The sequence below is a fragment of the Microbacterium aurantiacum genome (assembly GCF_021654035.1).
Classification (GTDB): domain Bacteria; phylum Actinomycetota; class Actinomycetes; order Actinomycetales; family Microbacteriaceae; genus Microbacterium; species Microbacterium aurantiacum.
In genome coordinates, this window is sequence record NZ_JAJPDW010000002.1 from 601,063 (window position 1) to 619,178 (window position 18,116).

The 18,116-nt window shown below is 70.6% G+C and carries 14 protein-coding genes; 5 read left to right on the forward strand and 9 right to left on the reverse strand.

What is annotated here, in order from left to right; all coding sequences use genetic code 11:
• Positions 1 to 64: 64 nt before the first annotated feature.
• From LTL01_RS08285 to LTL01_RS08310, 6 genes are read right to left on the reverse strand one after another with little or no spacing between them, the layout of a single operon-like run.
• Positions 65 to 844: an aldolase/citrate lyase family protein gene (locus LTL01_RS08285; RefSeq protein ID WP_236968166.1), complete on the reverse strand. Its 780-nt coding sequence runs from the start codon at positions 842 to 844 to the stop codon at positions 65 to 67.
• A complete protein-coding gene (locus LTL01_RS08290; RefSeq protein WP_053549000.1) occupies positions 829 to 1,617 on the reverse strand; it encodes a 2-keto-4-pentenoate hydratase in 789 nt (262 codons plus the stop codon). The genes LTL01_RS08285 and LTL01_RS08290 overlap by 16 nt, the downstream gene beginning before the upstream one ends.
• Complete coding sequence (gene hpaD / locus LTL01_RS08295; RefSeq protein ID WP_236968167.1) at positions 1,614 to 2,756, reverse strand: 3,4-dihydroxyphenylacetate 2,3-dioxygenase; 1,143 nt, start codon at positions 2,754 to 2,756, stop codon at positions 1,614 to 1,616. The genes LTL01_RS08290 and hpaD overlap by 4 nt, the downstream gene beginning before the upstream one ends.
• Before the next feature lies 1 nt (position 2,757).
• Positions 2,758 to 4,257: a 5-carboxymethyl-2-hydroxymuconate semialdehyde dehydrogenase gene (hpaE, locus tag LTL01_RS08300; protein ID WP_236968168.1), complete on the reverse strand. Its 1,500-nt coding sequence runs from the start codon at positions 4,255 to 4,257 to the stop codon at positions 2,758 to 2,760.
• On the reverse strand, positions 4,254 to 5,021 hold the full coding sequence (locus tag LTL01_RS08305; RefSeq protein ID WP_236968203.1) for a GntR family transcriptional regulator: 768 nt from the start codon (positions 5,019 to 5,021) through the stop codon (positions 4,254 to 4,256). The genes hpaE and LTL01_RS08305 overlap by 4 nt, the downstream gene beginning before the upstream one ends.
• On the reverse strand, positions 5,018 to 6,502 hold the full coding sequence (locus LTL01_RS08310; RefSeq protein ID WP_236968169.1) for a fumarylacetoacetate hydrolase family protein: 1,485 nt from the start codon (positions 6,500 to 6,502) through the stop codon (positions 5,018 to 5,020). The genes LTL01_RS08305 and LTL01_RS08310 overlap by 4 nt, the downstream gene beginning before the upstream one ends.
• 114 nt (positions 6,503 to 6,616) lie before the next feature.
• On the opposite strand from LTL01_RS08310, the gene LTL01_RS08315 reads away from it, so the two are divergent.
• Positions 6,617 to 7,996, forward strand: coding sequence for an MFS transporter (locus LTL01_RS08315; protein ID WP_236968170.1), 1,380 nt, complete (start codon positions 6,617 to 6,619; stop codon positions 7,994 to 7,996).
• A gap of 39 nt (positions 7,997 to 8,035) precedes the next feature.
• Here LTL01_RS08315 and LTL01_RS08320 read toward each other — a convergent pair whose 3' ends face one another.
• Positions 8,036 to 9,688 (reverse strand): thiamine pyrophosphate-binding protein, encoded by a 1,653-nt coding sequence (locus LTL01_RS08320; RefSeq protein ID WP_236968171.1) that lies wholly within the window; start codon positions 9,686 to 9,688, stop codon positions 8,036 to 8,038.
• A gap of 149 nt (positions 9,689 to 9,837) precedes the next feature.
• On the opposite strand from LTL01_RS08320, the gene LTL01_RS08325 reads away from it, so the two are divergent.
• Positions 9,838 to 10,137 carry a hypothetical protein gene (locus LTL01_RS08325; protein ID WP_236968172.1) on the forward strand — a complete coding sequence of 100 codons (300 nt, stop codon included), beginning with the start codon at positions 9,838 to 9,840 and terminating at the stop codon, positions 10,135 to 10,137.
• Between the two features lie 47 nt (positions 10,138 to 10,184).
• Here the strand turns inward: LTL01_RS08325 and LTL01_RS08330 are convergent, their stop codons facing one another.
• Positions 10,185 to 10,889, reverse strand: a complete 705-nt coding sequence (locus tag LTL01_RS08330) for an IclR family transcriptional regulator (RefSeq protein WP_236968173.1) — start codon at positions 10,887 to 10,889, stop codon at positions 10,185 to 10,187.
• Between the two features lie 135 nt (positions 10,890 to 11,024).
• Between LTL01_RS08330 and LTL01_RS08335 the strand changes: the two genes are divergently transcribed.
• Positions 11,025 to 12,902 carry an FAD-dependent monooxygenase gene (locus LTL01_RS08335; protein WP_236968174.1) on the forward strand — a complete coding sequence of 626 codons (1,878 nt, stop codon included), beginning with the start codon at positions 11,025 to 11,027 and terminating at the stop codon, positions 12,900 to 12,902.
• A 108-nt stretch (positions 12,903 to 13,010) separates the two neighbouring features.
• Positions 13,011 to 14,483, forward strand: coding sequence for an NAD-dependent succinate-semialdehyde dehydrogenase (locus LTL01_RS08340; protein WP_236968175.1), 1,473 nt, complete (start codon positions 13,011 to 13,013; stop codon positions 14,481 to 14,483).
• A gap of 132 nt (positions 14,484 to 14,615) precedes the next feature.
• Here the strand turns inward: LTL01_RS08340 and LTL01_RS08345 are convergent, their stop codons facing one another.
• Positions 14,616 to 16,058 (reverse strand): XRE family transcriptional regulator, encoded by a 1,443-nt coding sequence (locus LTL01_RS08345; RefSeq protein WP_236968176.1) that lies wholly within the window; start codon positions 16,056 to 16,058, stop codon positions 14,616 to 14,618.
• A 124-nt stretch (positions 16,059 to 16,182) separates the two neighbouring features.
• On the opposite strand from LTL01_RS08345, the gene LTL01_RS08350 reads away from it, so the two are divergent.
• Complete coding sequence (locus tag LTL01_RS08350; RefSeq protein ID WP_236968177.1) at positions 16,183 to 18,057, forward strand: phosphoenolpyruvate carboxykinase (GTP); 1,875 nt, start codon at positions 16,183 to 16,185, stop codon at positions 18,055 to 18,057.
• Positions 18,058 to 18,116: the final 59 nt, after the last annotated feature.

An 18,116-nucleotide genomic window follows, 5' to 3' on the forward strand; every position in this document is an offset into this window, starting at 1 on the left:
GCCGAGCCCGATCGACGGGATCCGCGCGGCAGACCAGCATGCCAAGTCCGCGCCCGCGGGCGTGTCAGGCGTCGGCGACGAAGCGGGCGGCGAGGGCCTCGGAGCCGCGCGCGAGGAGGGCGACGTCCGCCCCGACGAGGACGAAGGACGCCCCGGCGGCGAGGTATCCGTCGGCGACGTCGGGGTCGAATGCGTTCACGCCGACGGGCTTTCCCGTCGCCCGCACCGCGTCGAAGGCGCGCAGGACCGCGGCGCGGACCTCCGGATGCGTCTGCTGACCGAGCAGCCCCATCGACGCGGCGAGGTCGGACGGTCCGACGAACACCCCGTCCACCCCGTCGACGGCGGCGATCTCGGCGGCAGCCTCCACGCCGTCGGCCGTCTCGATCTGCACGAAGAGCGACACGTGCCGGTCGGCGTCGTCGAGGTACCCGTCCACGCGGTTCCAACGGGCGGACCGGGCGAGGGCGGATCCCACCCCCCGGATGCCGCGCGGGGGGTAGCGCACCGCGGACACCGCCCGCTCGGCATCCGTCACGGACGAGACCATCGGCACCAGGATGTTCTGCGCCCCGAGGTCGAGCACCTGCTTGATGACGACGACGTCGCCGATCGGCACGCGGACGACCGGCGTGATCGGGTAGGCCGCGACCGCCTGCAGCTGCGCGAGCACCGAGTCCAGGCTGTGCGAGGAGTGCTCCATGTCGATGAGCGTCCAGTCCAGGCCCGATCCCGCGCAGATCTCGGCGACTAGGGGCGAGCCGGAGCAGACCCAGATCCCCGCCAGCGGGCGGGACGCGGCGGCCAGCACGTCGCGGAAGGTGGGGTTCAGACGAAGCGGCATGCGATCACTCCCAGGGGTCCGAAGTCGCACTCGACGCTATCGCCCGCCTGCACCCACATCGGGCGGGTGAAGGAGCCGGCGAGGACGATCTCTCCCGCCTCGAGGCGCGCGCCGTGCTGGTGGAACTTGTTCGCCAGCCACGCCACGCCCCGCACCGGGTGCCCGAGGACGCCGGCGGCGACCCCGGTCTCCTCGATCTCGCCGTTGCGGCTGAGCACGCCGGGCACCCAGGGCAGGTCGACCTCGCCGGGCGCGACGCGCCGGGGGCCGAGCACCATGGCGCCGTACGCCGCGTTGTCGCTGATCGTGTCGACGATCGTCCGTCCCTCGAGCTCGATGTGGGAGTTGAGGACCTCGAGGGCGGGCACGACCGATTCGATCGCGGCGAGGGCGTCCTCGAGCGTGCAGTCGGGACCCTCGAGGGGGCGGCCGAGCACGAAGGCGAGCTCGACCTCTATGCGGACGTTCGAGAACCGCTCGACGGGGATCTCGTCGCCCGAGCCGTACACGGTGTCGTCGAACATCACGCCGTAGTCCGGTTCGGTGATCCCCGTCGCCTGCTGCATCGCCTTCGAGGTGAGGCCGATCTTCCGGCCGACGAGTCGGCGCCCCTCGGCGATCATGCGGTCGCGCCACACCCCCTGGATCGCGTAGGAGTCCTCGACGGTCGCGTCGGGGTGCCGCGCGGTGATGCGGGGGATGAGCGTGCGCGTGCGGTCGGCCTCGGCGAGCTCCTCCGCGAGCTGCGCGATGACCTCGGGGGCGAGGCTCACAGCTGGTTTCCGAGCTTGTACTCGGGCATGGATGCCGCGCCCTCGGCCGGACGGGTGTAGGAGAACCCGTCGGCGCCGATCGTGACCGCCATCTCCGAGCTGTCCGTCCGGGCGACCACGGGCTGCGGATTGCCGTCGAGGTCCAGCACGAGCGAAGCCTCGGTGTACCAGGACGGCACCACGGGGTTCCCCCACCAGTCACGACGCTGGTTGTCGTGCACGTCCCACGTGATGACGGGGTTGTCCGGGTCGCCGGTGTAGTAGTCCTGCGTGTAGATCTCCACGCGATGCCCGTCGGGGTCGCGGAGGTACAGGTAGAACGCGTTGCTCACGCCGTGCCGGCCCGGCCCGCGCTCGATCGCGTCCGAGCGGCGGAGCGCGCCGAGCTTGTCGCAGATCGCGAGGATGTTGTGCGTCGAGTGCGTGGCGAACGCGACGTGGTGCATGCGCGGGCCGTCGCCACCGGTCATCGCGGTGTCGTGCACGGTGGGCTTGCGCCGCATCCACGCGGCGTAGACGGTGCCCTCGTCGTCCTGGATGTCTTCGGTCACCCGGAACCCGAGCGACTGCATGAAGTTCACCGCGCGCGGCACGTCGGGGGTCACTTGGTTGAAGTGGTCCAGGCGCACGAGCTCGCCGGGCGTGTGCAGGTCGTAGCGCCACGACAGCCGCTCGACGTGCTCGGTCTGGAAGAAGAACTCGTACGGGAATCCGAGCGGGTCGGTCACGCGCACCGCGTCGCCGATTCCCTTGACGAAACCCTCCCCGCGGCGTTCGACGCGGCATCCGAGCTCCTCGTAGAACGCGACGGCGCGATCGAGGTCCTCGGGCGTGCGTACGCGGTACGAGAACGCCGCGACGGCGGCGACCGGCCCCTGACGGAGAACGAGGTTGTGGTGGATGAACTCCTCGGTCGAGCGGAGGTAGATCTCGTTCTCGTCCTCCTCCGTGACGTACAGGCCCAGCACGTCGACGTAGAAGACGCGGGATGCCGCGAGATCGGTGACGACCAATTCCATGTACGCGCAGCGGAGGATGTCGGGCGCGGGCGCGGAGGGGGTCGGGATCGGGTTGTCGGAGTGGATGGGCGCCTCCTGGGAGACGAAGAATCCCGAGGAGGTGAGGGTCTTGTCGGTCATGTCAGGCTTCCTTGCCGAAGGTGGGGTTGTGCGGTGCACCGAGGGTGATGTGCACGGCCTGCTGGTTGGTGTAGAAGTCGATCGAGCGGTAGCCGCCCTCATGCCCGAGGCCGGAGGCCTTCACGCCGCCGAAGGGCGTGCGGAGGTCGCGCACGTTGTTGGAGTTCAGCCACACCATGCCCGCCTCGACGGACTGCGCGAAGGTGTGCGCCCGGCGCAGGTCGCTCGTCCAGACATAGGCGGCGAGGCCGTATTTGGTGTCGTTCGCGAGCGCGAGGGCCTCTTCGTCGGTGTCGAAGGGCGTGATCGCAACGACCGGGCCGAAGATCTCCTCCTGGAAGATCCGGGCGTCGGGGGCGACGTCGGCGAAGACCGTCGGTTGCACGAAATTGCCGGTCTCGAATCCGTCGGGTCGACCTCCGCCGGCGACGAGACGCCCCTCCGTCTTGCCGATCTCGACGTAGGACATGACCTTGGCGTAGTGCTCGGGATGCACGAGGGCGCCGACCTCGGTCGACGGATCGCTCGGGAGACCGACGCGCACACGCGATGCCTGCGCGGCGTAGCGGTCGACGAAGGCGTCGTAGACCTCCCGCTGCACGAGGATGCGGCTGCCCGCGGTGCAGCGCTCGCCGTTGAGCGAGAAGACGCCGAAGATCGTCGCGTCGATCGCGGTGTCCAGGTCGGCGTCGGCGAACACGATCGCCGGCGACTTCCCGCCGAGCTCCATCGAGAGCCCCTTGAGGTGCGGGGCGGCGTTGCCGAAGATCAGCTGTCCGGTCGAGCTCTCGCCGGTGAACGAGATGAGCGGGACGTCGGGGTGCTTCACGAGGGCGTCTCCGGCCTGCTCGCCGAGCCCGTTGACGAGGTTGAACACCCCCTGCGGCAGGCCCGCCTCCTCGAAGATGCCGGCCCACAGCGAGGCCGACAGCGGCGTGAACTCGGCGGGCTTGAGGACGACCGTGTTGCCGGTCGCGAGGGCCGGTCCGAGCTTCCACGATTCGAGCATGAAGGGGGTGTTCCACGGGGTGATGAGGCCCGCCACCCCGATCGGCGTGCGATTGACGTAGTTGAGCTGCTTCCCCGGCACCTTGTAGGCGTCGTCGGCCTGGGCGACGATCAGGTCGGCGAAGAAGCGGAAGTTCTCGGCCGCGCGCCGGGCCTGTCCGAGCGCCTGCGTGATCGGCAGACCGCTGTCGAAGCTCTCGAGCTCGGCCAGGCGCGCGTCGCGGGACTCGACGATGTCGGCGATGCGGTGGAGCACCCGCGAGCGCTCGCGGGGGAGCATCCGAGGCCAGGGACCGTCGGTGAACGCCCGCCGCGCCGCCGCGACGGCGCGATCGATGTCGGCCGCGGTGCCGGCGGCTGCCTGCACGTACGTCTCGTTCGTGACCGGATCGAGCACGTCGAAAGTGCCGCCGTCGATCGAGTCGACGAACGCGCCGTCGATGTAGTGCCGGATGCGGGGCGGGAGGTCGGCCGGCGGGCGATGCTCTGTCATGGCGGTCCTTCGGATCGGAGGGTGGGTCGGACGACGGAGGGTCGGATGGCGGGCATCCCGAGCGTCTCGTCGGGGTGCTCGTGGATCAGGTAGGCGTCGAGGGTCGCCGCACGGTGTCGCCGCGCGGCGGTCTCGATCTCGCTCAGCGGCGCGCCGTGCTCGATGAGGGCGACGATCTCGGCGTGCTCCTGGACGGACTGGGCTGCACGACCCGGGACGAAGCTGAACGTCGAGTCGCGGAGGTGTCCGAGACGCGCCCATTCCGCTTCGACGAGTTCGAGCATGCGCGGGTTCGCGCATCGGGCGAAGAGGATCGCGTGGAACTCCTGGTTCAGCGCCGTGAACGACTGCGGGTCGAAGTGGTCGAGGGTCTCGACCATCAGCGCGTTGACATCGCGCGCACGGCGCAGGTCGTCGGCGGTCAAGCGGCGGGCGGCGAGCGCGGTCGCGGCGCCCTCGAGGATGCTCAGCGCCTGCATGCTGAAGCGGTACTGCGAGTCGTCGACCATCGACACGTGCGCGCCGACGTTGCGTTCGAACGTCACCAGCCCTTCCGCCTCCAGCTGGCGGATCGCCTCGCGCACGGGCACGACGCTCATGTCGAGCTCCTTCGCGATCGATCCCAGCACGAGGCGGTAACCGGGGGTGAAGTCCTGGTTCGCGATGCGTCCCTTGATCCAGTGGTACGCGCGCTGCGACTTGCTCTGCGTGCCGGCCGCCGCGGTGCCGCCGGCGGCGAGCCCTGCCGCATCCGTCGTGTTCATCGCGTCCGGCGCCATGCGTCGTACCTCGCCTTCCATTCGGCGTTCATCGGGAAGAGACCGTCGACCGGATGCCCGGCACGCACCTGCTCGGCCACGTACGCGTCCTCGTCCTCCTGGGCGAGTGCCGCGTCGGCGACCTCTGCGGCGAGGACCGGCGGCAGGACGATCACGCCGTCGCCGTCGCCGACGATGATGTCGCCGGGCTGGACGGTCGTGCCGCCGCAGCCGATCGTCACGTCGTGCTCCCACGGCACGTGCTTGCGGCCGAGCACGGCCGGGTGGGCGCCGGCGGAGAAGACGGGGATGCCGATCTCGGCGACCGCGTCGTGGTCGCGGACGCCGCCGTCGGTGACGATCCCCGCGGCCTTCCGCGTGAGCGCGCGGAGCGCGAGGACGTCGCCGAGCGTGCCGGATCCGGTCTCGCCGCGCGCCTCGATCACGATGATCTCGCCCTCCCCGACGGTGTCGAACGCGCGCTTCTGCGCGTTGTAGCCGCCGCCGTGGCTCTGGAAGAGGTCTTCGCGTCCCGGCACGAAGCGCAGCGTCTTGGCGGTGCCGACGATCTTGGTGCCGGGGTGCATCGGCTGTACCCCGTCGATCGTCACGTTGTTCAGGCCCCGCTTGCGCAGCTGCGCCGAGAGGCCCGCGACCGGTACCCGCAGCAGCTTGTCGCGGAGAACCGGGTCCAGCACAGGCGATTCGGCGGAAGAGAGCCCCGCAGCCTCCGCGGAGCCCCAGGCCTCCGCCCGCTGGGTGTCGTCGACGGAGGGGAGCGACCCGATCATCGGATCGAAGGATGCCGTGCCCTGCGCCACCGTCGTGACGAGGCGGCCGGAGGACAGTCCGGTGCCGGGGGCGTCGACCTCGACCTCCACCACGTCACCGGGGACGACGACCGAGGACCCCGCCGGCGTGCCGGTGAGGATGACGTCGCCGGGCTCGAGCGTGAAGTGCTGCGACAGGTCGGCGACGAGCTGGGGGAGCGGGAAGATGAGGCCCGCCGTGGTGTCGTCCTGGGCGAGGGTGCCGTTGACCCACGTGCGCACGCGCAGGGCTCCCGGATCGACCGTGCGGGCGTCGATGAGCTCCGGGCCGATCGGGGTGAAGCCGTCGCCGCCCTTCGAGCGCACGTTGGACCCCTTGTCGTTCGCGCGCAGGTCGTAGAGCCCGAAATCATCGGCCGCCGTGACCCAGGCGACGTGGCCCCATGCGTCCGCGACGGTGACGCGGCGGGCGGGGGAGCCGAGGACGAGGGCGATCTCGCCCTCGAACGCGAGCAGCTCCGTCCCCGCGGGGCGCTCGATCGTGCCGCCGGACGCCGCGACCGAGCTCGACGGCTTGAAGAAGTACGAGGGCGTCGCCGGGCGCCGTCCGCGCTGGTCGGCGCGCGAGGCGTAGCTGAGGTGAACGGCGATGATCTTCCCCGGCCGGTTCGGGAGGGGCCCGAAGCGCGCGGTGTCGGCATCCGTCGAAAGTGTCATGAGCTCCCTCGCTCTTGCGTCGTATTCGAAATCGTATATGATCGCTGGCATCCTTGCAATGCACGTCCCCGGCGGACGAGCATCACGCGCCGACGATCGACACTGGAGTCCTTCATGTCCACACGCACACCGGCAGGGTTCACCCCCACCGGCACCATCGCCACCGCTCGAGACCGCCGTCGCGTGATCTTCGCGACCGTCGTCGGCACCACCGTGGAGTGGTACGACTTCTTCATCTACGCGACCGCCGTCGGGCTGGTCTTCGGGCAGCTCTTCTTCGCCCCGCTCGGGGCCAACAGCGCCCTCGTCGCCTTCGCCACGGTCGGCGTCAGCTTCCTCTTCCGCCCGCTCGGAGCCTTCCTCGCCGGGCACTTCGGCGACAAGTACGGCCGCAAGGTCGTCCTGATGTGGACCCTCATCCTCATGGGTGTGGCCACCGCGCTCATCGGCGTGCTGCCGACCTACGAGGCGATCGGCCTCACGGCACCGATCCTGCTCGTGCTTCTGCGCATCCTGCAGGGGATCTCCGCCGGTGGCGAGTGGGGCGGCGCCGTCCTCATGGCGGTCGAGCACGCCCCTCGCCCGCGTCGCGGCGCCTTCGGTGCGGCCCCGCAGATCGGCGTACCGCTCGGACTCCTCCTCGCCTCCGGGGTCATGGCGCTGATGGCCATGATCGCGCCGGGCGATGCGTTCCTGGAGTGGGGATGGCGTGTGCCGTTCCTCCTCAGCGTCGTGCTGATCCTCGTCGGCTACTACGTCCGCCGCCGCGTCGAGGAGAGCCCGGTGTTCGCCGAGCTCGCCGAACGCAAAGAGAAGGCGCGGATGCCGATCGTCACGCTGTTCCGCAAGCACCTCCTCCTTGTGGTCATCGCCGCTGTCGTCTTCGCCGGCAACAACGCCGTCGGCTACATGACCACCGGCGGCTACATCCAGGGCTACGCCACGAACCCGGACGGGCCGCTCGCGCTGGAGCGCGGTCCGGTGCTCTGGGCGGTCGCGGGCTCCGCCGTCACCTGGCTGCTGTCGACCCTGGCCGCCGGATTCCTCTCCGACCGCATCGGCCGGCGCATGACGTACATCATCGGCTGGATCCTGCAGCTGGCGGGCGTGTTCACGCTCTTCCCGCTGGTGAACACCGGCGACATCGGGCTGCTCTTCGCGGGGCTGGCGATCCTCACCATCGGCCTGGGCCTCACCTACGGCCCGCAGGCCGCGCTGTACTCCGAGCTGTTCCCGGCGTCGATCCGCTTCTCCGGCGTGTCGATCTCGTACGCGATCGGCGCGATCCTCGGCGGGGCGTTCGCTCCGACCATCGCCACCGCGCTCGTCCAGGCGACCGGCTCGACGATGGCCGTGACGTGGTACCTCGCCGGGATGACCCTCATCGGACTGGTGGCAACGCTGTCGCTCCGCGACCGGTCCGGCATCCCCCTCGGACCAGACCACGAGGCCGAGCAGTCCGTCTCGCCCATCCGCGGGTTCGCGAAGGTCTGACCTCCGCGCTCCTGAGCCCCGTGCCGATCGGTGCGGGGCTCAGGAGTTCACGCGGATGATCTCGTGCTGGTAGGGCGCGATCACCCGGCCCGACACGCGCAGGTCCAGCAGCAGGAACGGGCGGTCGTAGGCCGGCATCCGCGCCCACTCCGCGAGCCGGTCGAGGTCGGCCAGGGTGCGCACCACGACCCCCTCCGCACCGAAGCCGCGGGCGACGGCGGCGAAATCGACCTCGGGGATCAGCATCGGCTCCTCGGCGAGGCCCTTCAGTCCGTACAGGTTCACCTCCGCTCCGTACGCGGCATCGTTCCAGACCACGGCGAGGCCGCGCCCACCCGCGACCCGCACGGCGGATTCGAGGTCCGCGAGGGCCATGAGGCCGCCGCCGTCGCCGGTGGTGAGCACGATCGTCGCGTCCGGCCGCGCCCGTGCCGCGCCCGCGACGCTCGGGAAGCCGAGTCCGATCGACTGGAACGCCGTGCCGATCATCACCATGCGGTCGGGGGAGGCGACCGGCCAGTACATGTTCGCCCAGCCGATGAAGTGGCCGCCGTCCGAGACGACGACGCGGTCCTCCGGCAGCAGCTCGCCGATCCGGCGCGCCGCCGACCGCGGGTCGAGCCGACCGTCGGGCGCGACGTCGTCGCCGGCGTCGTAGGACCGGGCGGATGCCGCATCCACGCTCTCCCGCCATCCGCTCGGCGCGGCACCCATCGCGGCCAGTTCGTCGGCGATCGCGCGCGCGACGAGTCCGGCATCCGCGCGGATGTACGCCCCGACGTGCGGGTGGCTGGCCGTCGCCGCGAGATCGACCTGCACGACGTGGGTGCCCGGCGCGAAGAGCGCGCCGAAGCGCATCGTGAAGGGATTGAGCGACGCACCGAAGACCACGGCGACGTCGGCCTGGGCGACGAGGTCCATCGCGGCCTCGGCGCCGAATCCGCCCGTCACGCCGAGGTCGAACTCGGGCCGGGGGAAGATGCCGCGGCCGAGTGCGGTCGAGGCCGTGAGGGCGCCCGTGGCGTCGGCGACGGCACCGAGCGCGTCGCCCGCGTCCGCGAGCCACGCGCCGCGTCCGGCGATCAGCAACGGGCGTGACGCTGCCGCGAGGGCCGCCGCAGCGTCACGGATCGCCCGGGCGGCGAAAGGCCCGGCGGGAGCCAGGGGGCTGGGAAGCCGCGGGGCGGGGGCGTCCGGCACCGGACCCGCCTCGAGCGACGCGACGTCGTAGGGGATGGCAAGAACCGTCGGCACCCGGTAGGTCAGGGCGTGCTCGATCGCGATGACGGCCGTGGCTGCGGCATCCGTGCGTCCCACCGTGTAGGTGCGCGCGCCGACGGCGGAGGCGAGGGCGATCTGGTCGACGCCCCAGGGCCGACGGCCCGACGTCGGCTCGTCGCCGACCACGAGCACGAGGGGCACGTGCGCCTGCACGGCCTCCGCGAGCGCGGTGAGGGTGTTGGTGAACCCCGCGCCGTACGTCGCCGTCGCGGCGGCGAGGCCGCCGCCGGCGCGGTGGTGGGCGTCGGCGGCGACGACCCCGCCCGCCTCGTGTCGGACGGCGGTGAAGCCGACCTCGGTGGAGCGCTCGAGGGCGTCGAGGAAATAGGCGTTGCCGTTGCCCATCACCCCGAAGACGTGGTCGATGTGGTCGGCGAGGGCGGCGGCGACGTGGGCGGAGACGGTGGGCATGACAGAACCTCGAGACGGGACGGAGGGAACAGGATCCGTATGTGTCTCGCGCACCGTCATGGTGGCTGCGTGCCCATTTTCCGAGCACCGGCGGCGCTGTCGCGGCCGGACAGCACGAGTATAGGCATCCGCAGTGCCAAGCTGGAGGGATGAGAACAGTTCAGCTGCGCCGGTACACCCTCGTCGACGGAGAGTACGACGCCTTCCTGTCCTGGTGGAACGAGTGGATGCCCCGCGTGCGTTCCGAGGCGGGCTTCCGCATCGACGTCGCCTACGGCATCCCCGAGACGAACGAGTTCGTGTGGGCGGTCAGCGCCGAGGGTGATCAGGACGCCTTCCTCGAGCGCGAGCGCATCTACATGGCCTCGGCCGCGCGCGCCGAGGCCTTCGACGGCGTGCCCCAGCGGGTCGCGGAGTACAACGTGCGCCTCGTCGACAGCATCGTCTGACCCGGATTCCCGGAGCCGCCTCCGCGCCCCGTGGGGCGATGGGGCGTTCAGCCGCCGAGCGCCTCTCGGATGAGCGCGGCGGACCGGTTCAGGCGTTCGGCGATGCGGGCGGGGTCGTGCGCGGTCGCGAGATACACGACCGCGATCGCCGCCGGCTCGCGCCCGCGCAGGGCGAGCGGGACGGCGACCGCGTGCAGGCTCGGGATGACCTCGTCGTGACTCGTCGCATACCCGTCCGTCGCCACGGACGTTGCCGCCGCGCGCAGCTCGTCCGACGCGCCGGCCGGCCAGCGTCCCTCCGGCAGAAGCGACAGGATCGCCTTCCCCGGCGCGCCGACCGTGACGGGATGCCGCGTGCCGGGGCGCTGCGCGACGGAGGCCACCGCATGTCGGGGCTCGACGCTCGCAAGGGTGATCGCGTCGTCGTGGTCGCGCACCGAGAGGAAGCACGTCATCCCGAGCTCGTTCGCCACGGCGGTGAGTTCGGGGAGGGCTTCGGCCTGCAGATCGTGCGCGACGCCGGCGGCGAGGGCGGCGAGCCGTGAGCCGAGCACGACCCGGCCGGCGGCATCCCGCGCGGTGAGCCCGTGGTCTTCGAGCGTGCGCAGCAGGCGGTACGCGACCGACCGATGCACCGCGAGCCGCCGCGCGACCTCGTCGATCGACAGGGACTCGCGGGCGTCGGCGAGGATCTCCAGGATCCGGATGCCGCGGCTGAGGGTCTGCGACGGTGCGGTCGCGGCATCCGGCATCGATCTCTCCCATTGTCGGTGTGGGGTGGAACGTATACGATCTGTTCATCAGTAGAACGGTGCGTTCGAATATAGAACGCGCTGGATGCTCACGCAAGACGTGAGACCTCGACACCGCCGTCCGAGGAGGACACGATGCAGTTCCATCACCACGGGTACGTCTCGGCCGATCCGCGTGTCCAGGAGCCCGCCGGTGCCGGTGTCGACCGTCCGGCCGAGCTGCCGGACGAGATGGATGTGCTCATCGTCGGGTCGGGGCCTGCCGGCATGCTCCTCGCGGCGCAGATGTCGCAGTTCCCGGATGTGACCACCCGCATCATCGAACGCCGCGACGGCCGCCTCGTCCTCGGTCAGGCGGACGGCATCCAACCGCGCAGCGTCGAGACCTTCCAGGCGTTCGGATTCGCCGAGCGGATCGTCGCCGAGGCCTACAACATCGCCTACATGAACTTCTGGGGTCCTGATCCGGAGAACCCCCGCAACATCGTCCGCACCGCCCGCACGGAGGACTACGCGTTCAAGATCAGCGAGTTCCCCCACCTGATCGTGAACCAGGCCCGGGTGCTCGACTATTTCGCCGAGGCGGCCGCCCACGGTCCCGGTCGCATCGTCCCCGACTACGGCGTCGAGTTCGTCGGCCTCACCGTCGACGATGAGGGGGAGTACCCGGTCGAGGTCCGCGTCCGCACCGCCGGCGTGGAGCGCACGGTGCGCGCGAAGTACGTCGTCGGCAGCGACGGCGCGCGCAGCGGCGTGCGCGAGGCGATCGGTCGCACCCACGTGGGCGCGTTCGCCGCACACGCGTGGGGGGTCATGGACGTCCTCGTCAACACCGACTTCCCCGATTGGCGCACGAAGTGCGCGATCAATTCCGAGGCGGGCAACATCCTGCACATCCCGCGCGAGGGCGGGTATCTCAGCCGCATGTACATCGACCTCGGAGAGGTCGCCGCCGACGACGATCGACGTGTGCGGCAGACGCCGGTGGAGGAGATCATCCGCCGTGCGAACGAGATCCTCCACCCCTACTCGATCGACGTGAAGCAGGTCGCCTGGAGCAGCGTCTACGAAGTCGGCCACCGCGTGACGGATCACTTCGACGACGCCGCCGACGAGAGCGGCCGGGCGCCGCGGGTGTTCCTCACCGGCGACGCGTGCCACACCCACAGCGCCAAGGCGGGGCAGGGCATGAACGTCTCGATGCAGGACGGCTTCAATCTCGGCTGGAAGCTCGGGCACGTGCTGACCGGACTCGCGCCCGCCTCGCTCCTGTCGACCTATTCGGCGGAGCGTCAGCCCGTCGCGCAGCAGCTGATCGACTTCGACCGCGAATGGTCCTCGCTCATGGCACGCAAACCCGAGGAGATCTCCGACCCGACCGAGCTCGCGACGTTCTACCTCGGCACCGCGGAGTTCCCCTCCGGCTTCATGACGCAGTACGGCCCCTCGGCGATCGTGACGGATGCGGGCCACCAGGAGCTCGCCGCCGGCTTCCCCATCGGCAAGCGGTTCAAGAGCGTCGAGGTCGTCCGCGTGTGCGACGGCAACGTCGTCCACCTCGGCCACCATGCGAGAGCGGACGGCCGTTGGCGCGTGTACGCGTTCGCGCCGGCCGGCGACGCGACGGCGCTGCACACGTGGGCGGACGCGGTCGCCTCGACGATCGCCCGGTTCACTCCCGACGGCGCCGACGTCGACGCCGTGTTCGATGTGAAGGCGATCTACCGGCATCCGTTCGAGGAGATCGACATCACCCGGGTGCCCGAGCTGTTCCTCCCGCGCACCGGGCCGCTCGCCCTGACGGACTGGGAGAAGGTGTACGCCGCCGGCCCGAGCGCCTGGACGGATGCCGACATCTTCGCCGAGCGTGGTCTCTCCGATGACGGGGTAGTGGTGGTGGTCCGCCCGGATCAGTACGTCGCCGGTGTCTTCCCGCTGGCCGCGACCGAGGAGCTCTCCGGCTTCTTCGAGACGGCGCTGCTTCCGCAGTCTGCGCCCGCGCCCCTCGGCTGACCCGCCTGCGCGGCGAGGTCGCCGGGCAGCTCTGTACACGGTGTACATCGTCCCGGCGCCGAGTCCCGACCAGAATGACACGTGAACCCTGAGCACGAAGGAGCCCCGATGACCGAGAACCGCGAGTCCGCGCTGCTGGCTGACGTCCCCGACGGCCTGTTCATCGGCGGCGAATGGCGTGCAGCGAGCGAGGACAAGCAGCTGCGCGTCTTCGACCCCGCGACCGGGCGGGTGGTGAAGACGATCGCCGATGCGTCTCCCGAGGACGGCAAGGCCGCGATGGATGCCGCCGTCGAGGCGTTCCCGGCGTGGTCCAAGACTCCGGCGCGGGAGCGTGCGGAGATCCTGCGCCGCGCATTCGACCTGCTGCAGGAGCGCAAGGAGGACTTCGCGCTGCTCATGACGATCGAGATGGGAAAGCCGCTCGCCGAGGCGCGCGGTGAGGTCGGCTACGGCGGGGAGTTCCTGCGCTGGTTCAGCGAGGAGACCGCGCGGGTGCAGGGGCGTTACGGGGCGAACCCCGAGGGCACCGGCCGGATGATCGTGTCGCAGCATCCGGTGGGCCCGTGCTTCCTCATCACCCCGTGGAACTTCCCGCTCGCCATGGCGACCCGCAAGATCGCCCCCGCGCTCGCCGCGGGCTGCACGGTGGTCATCAAGCCCGCCGAGCTCACCCCTCTCACCACTTTGTACTTCGCCAAGCTGCTGCAGGACGCCGGCGTCCCCGACGGGGTCGTGAACGTCTTCACCACCTCCACCTCCGGGGCCGTGTCGGAGCCGATCATCCGCGACCCGCGCCTGCGGAAGCTCTCCTTCACCGGGTCCACCGCGGTCGGACAGAAGCTCCTCGAGCAGGCTGCGCAGGGGGTCCTCCGCACTTCGATGGAGCTCGGCGGGAACGCGCCGTTCGTGGTCTTCGAGGATGCAGACCTCGACAAGGCCGTCGACGGCGCGATGCTGGCGAAGTTCCGCAACATCGGCCAGGCGTGCACGGCGGCCAACCGCTTCATCGTCCACCGCTCGGTCGCCGACGAGTTCGCCCGTCGCGTCACCGAGCGCGTGCAGGGGATGAAGATCGGTCGCGGAACCGAGGAGGGTGTCGTGATCGGTCCGCTCATCGACGACCGCGCGGTCGCCAAGGCCGACACGCTGGTGAAGGAGGCCGTCTCGCGCGGCGCGCAGGTCCGCACCGGCGGGACCGCCCTGGACGGCCCCGGCACCTTTTACGAGCCGACCGTCGTCACCGACGTCCAGCCGGGAAGCGACATCCTCCGCGAGGAGATCTTCGGGCCGGTGCTCGCGATCGTCCCGTTCGACACCGAGGACGAAGCGGTCGCGATCGCGAACGACACCGAGTACGGGCTCGTCTCCTACGTCTTCACCGAGTCGCTCGCGCGCGGTCAGCGCATGATCGACAGGCTCGAGACCGGCATGATGGGCCTGAACGTCGGGGTCGTCTCCAACGCCGCTGCCCCCTTCGGCGGATGGAAGATGTCGGGTCTCGGCCGCGAGGGCGGCGCCGAGGGCATCCACGAGTACCTGCAGACGAAGTACACCCTCACCGCCAACCCGTACGCCTGACCCGGGCGTCGGGCGACTCGCGCGCCACTCCCGTCGAAAACGCGTGACCGAGCCGCCTCGCCCGCCTCCCCGGGGCTTCCGGGGGCCGGTTCGTCCCGCGTTTTCGTCCGTCGACGCGGGTGAGTCGGCGGCTCAGCCGTTGGCGTGCCGGTCGAGGAAGGCGTAGACCTCCGCCTCCTCGACCCCGGGGAACGTCCCGCGGGGGAGCGGCGAGAACATCTGCATGTGCACGCGCGCGCTCGGCCAGGCCTTGCCCTCCCAGCGGGCGGCGATCTCGGCGGGCGGGCGACGGCAGCACGATTCGTCCGGGCAGGTAGAGGAGGCCCGGCTCGCCGTCTCGCGCCCGCGGAACCAGCGCGCGTCGTCGAAGGGCACGCCGACGGTGATCGAGAACTCCCCGTCCGTCGTCGTCCCCGTCTGGGTCGAGCACCAGAAGGTCCCGGCGGGGGTGTCGGTGTACTGGTAGTGCTCGGTGGTGCGGTTCTGCTCCTCGAACGCCGAGCGCGCCGAGAAATGGCGGCAGACGACCTGGCCCTCGATCGCGCCGGTGACGTCCATCGGCAGGGGCAGGTCGTCGTTCTCGTAGACGCGCGAGATCGCCCCCGATCCGTCCACCCGCAGGAAATGCAGACGGATGCCGAGGTGCGCCGTCAGCAGGTTCGTCATCCGCATCCCGGCGGCTTCGTGGGTGACCCCGAACGCGTCGCGGAAGTCCTCGACTGCGAGATTCCGGTCCTTCTTCGCCTGCTGGAGGAAGGCGACGGATGCCGTCTCGGGCATGAGGCAGCATGCGGCGTAGTAGTTGATCTCCAGGCGCTGCTGGAGGAAGTCGGCGTAGTCGACGGGGCGCTGATGCCCGAGGAGGCGGTGCGCCATCGCCTGCAGCGCCATGGAGCGGAGGCCGTGGCCGCCGGGGATGGACGCCGGAGGCAGGTAGATACGACCGTTCTCGAGGTCGGTGACCGACCGCGCGGAGTGGGGGAGGTCGTTGACATAGAGCAGCTCGAAGCCGAGCTGCTCGGCCATGATGCTCACGGTGCGGTGCGTGAGCGCGCCGGTCGTGTGCCCGGCGGCCTTCAGCTGCTTCTCGGCGAGACGCTCGATGTCGGCGAGGTAGTTGCCCTTCTCCCGCATCCGCAGGCGCAGCTCGGTGTTCGCGCGCCGGGCCTCCTCGGGAGTGGCGATCGTCTCCCGCTCACGCCGCTGCAGCTCGCGATGAAGACCCAGGATCGACTCGATCGTCTCGTCGCTCATGCTCTTGGTGACGCGCACCGGCGCGATTCCGAGACGTCGGAACACGGCACCGGACTGCGCCCGCTCGAGCTCGATCTCCAGCGCCGCGCGCCGGTTGGGCGGTTCGGGGGAGAGGAGGTCGGTGACGTCCACTCCCGTTGCGGCGGCGATGGCTTGGAGGAGGGAGAGCTTCGGCTCGCGCTTGCCGTTCTCGATGAGGCTCAGCTGGCTGCCGGCGACTCCCACACGCTCGCCGAGGTCGTCGAGGGTGAAGCCGTGGGCGAGGCGCTCGTGACGGATGCGGTGTCCGAGGGTGGACAGTTCGAGTGCGGTGGCGGCCATTGTTTGAGAATAGCGAAAGAAATGCAACTCTTGCCATCGATTGCGGGTGGAAAAGGAGGTGACAGGGGCGGAAAGTGAAAGGAGACCCCGATCCGGCACCACCGATCGCACAGGAGCGACACCCATGGCTCTCGCCGACACCTTCACCCGCCCCACCGCTCTCACTCCGCGCCGCGCCTCCGAGACCTACGGCGGGATGCCGCGCATCGACGGCGCCGGCATGCGCGCCCTCATCGAGTGGGTGGACGAGATCGCCGCGCTCACCACGCCCGACCGCATCCACTGGGTCGACGGATCCCGCGCCGAGAACGACGCCCTGCTGCGCGAGATGGTCGACGAGGGCAAGCTCATCAAGCTCAACCCCGAGTGGCGCCCCGGCTCCTACCTCGCCCGCTCGCACCCGAGCGACGTCGCCCGGACGGAGGCGCGCACCTTCATCGCCTCCGAGCGGGAAGAGGATGCAGGTCCCACGAACAACTGGGCGGCCCCCGACGACATCCGTGCGACCATCACCCCGCTCTTCGCGGGCAGCATGCGCGGGCGCACGATGTACGTCGTGCCGTTCTCGATGGGCGCGGTGGGCGGACCGCTCTCGCACATCGGCGTGCAGATCACCGACAGCGCCTACGCCGTCACCTCCATCGGCATCATGACCCGCGTGGGCACCGAGGTCCTCCGTGAGATCGCGGGCGGCGCGCCGTGGGTGAAGACCGTGCACTCCGTGGGTGCGCCCCTCGAGCCCGGTCAGGCCGATGTCGCGTGGCCCTGCAACGACGAGAAGTACATCGTCCACTTCCCCGACACCCTCGAAGTCTGGTCGTTCGGCTCCGGCTACGGCGGCAACGCGATCCTGGCGAAGAAGTGCTTCGCGCTGCGCATCGCCTCGGTCATCGGGCGCGACGAGGGCTGGCTCGCCGAGCACATGCTCCTCATCCGCGTGATCGACCCGAAGGGGAAGAAGTACCACGTGGCCGCCGCATTCCCGTCGGCGTGCGGCAAGACCAACCTCGCGATGCTGCGCCCCACCATCCCCGGATGGCGCGTGGAGACCCTCGGTGACGACATCGCGTGGCTGCGTCCGGGAGAGGACGGCCGCATGTGGGCGATCAACCCCGAGGCCGGCTTCTTCGGCGTGGCCCCCGGGACCGGCGAGTCGACCAACGTCGCCGCCGTGGAGACCCTCTGGGGCAACACGATCTTCACCAACGTCGCGCTCCGTCCCGACGGCGACGTGTGGTGGGAGGGTCTCACCGACACCCCGCCGGCGGAGCTGACCGACTGGGAGGGCAACCCCTGGACGCCGGCATCCGGTCGTCCGGCGGCGCACCCCAACTCGCGCTTCACCGTCGCCGCGGCGCAGTGCCCGCAGATCGCGGAGGACTGGGATGCCGCGGAGGGTGTGCCCCTGGACGCGATCCTCTTCGGCGGGCGCCGTGCGACGAACGTCCCGCTCGTGCTGGAGGCGACCGACTGGACCCACGGCGTCTTCCTCGGGTCGAACATCTCCTCCGAGCGGACGGCCGCGGCCGAGGGCACGGTCGGGGAGCTCCGCCGGGATCCGTTCGCGATGCTGCCGTTCTGCGGATACAACATGGCCGACTACTTCGGGCACTGGCTCAAGGTCGGGCAGGCGCTGCGCTTCGACCGCGCCCCGCGCATCTTCCAGGTCAACTGGTTCCGCAAGGGCGCCGACGGCCGGTTCCTGTGGCCCGGTTTCGGCGACAACGCCCGGGTGATCGACTGGATCGTCCGTCGTCTGGACGGGACGGTGGATGCCGTGCCGAGCCCCATCGGACGGCTGCCCCGGACCGAGGACCTGAACCTCGACGGCATCCACGTGCCGCAGGAGGACCTCGACGAGCTCTTCGCGATCGACACGGAGTCGTGGCTGCGCGAGGCGGACCTCACGGAGGAGTTCTACCGCACCTTCGAGGGCCGCGTCCCCGCGCCCCTATGGGCCGAGCTCGCCGCCCTCCGGTACCGCCTGCAGCGCGCCTGACCCCGAGCGCACCACCCGACCGGCGCCCGGCCCTCTTCTTGGCAGAGGGGCCGGGCGCC